Below are 255 nucleotides of genomic sequence, written 5' to 3'. Positions count from 1 at the left end.
AGGAGACGCCGAACTCGCGTACGGCATGAGTGACGACGAGTAGGACCAGGGACTCGAGATCGCAGTCAAACAATCGGTCGAGGGAACGTCCGATGCGATCGTCGTTGAGATGGGCCAAGAGTTCGGGAGACAACCCGAATAACTCGAGGTCGTGCCGTGCCGCCCACTCGCCGAGGCCATAGAGCGGCTGGCGTGAGACGAGGAGATTCTTGAGCACGAGGAGCAGAGCGGTGGCGGTGGGCACCTTGGTTCGAG

Annotated in this window: 1 protein-coding gene; it reads right to left on the bottom strand. The window is 61.6% G+C overall.

Features of this window, described 5'->3' with window-relative positions:
* On the bottom strand, positions 1–244 hold a 244-nt coding region (locus tag ACYOEI_RS41555), incomplete at its 3' end, for a DUF4277 domain-containing protein (RefSeq protein WP_462856504.1).
* Between the last annotated feature and the right edge of the window lie 11 nt (positions 245–255).

The sequence above is a fragment of the Singulisphaera rosea genome (assembly GCF_054877945.1).
This window is presented reverse-complemented; position numbering and strand designations above follow the sequence as displayed.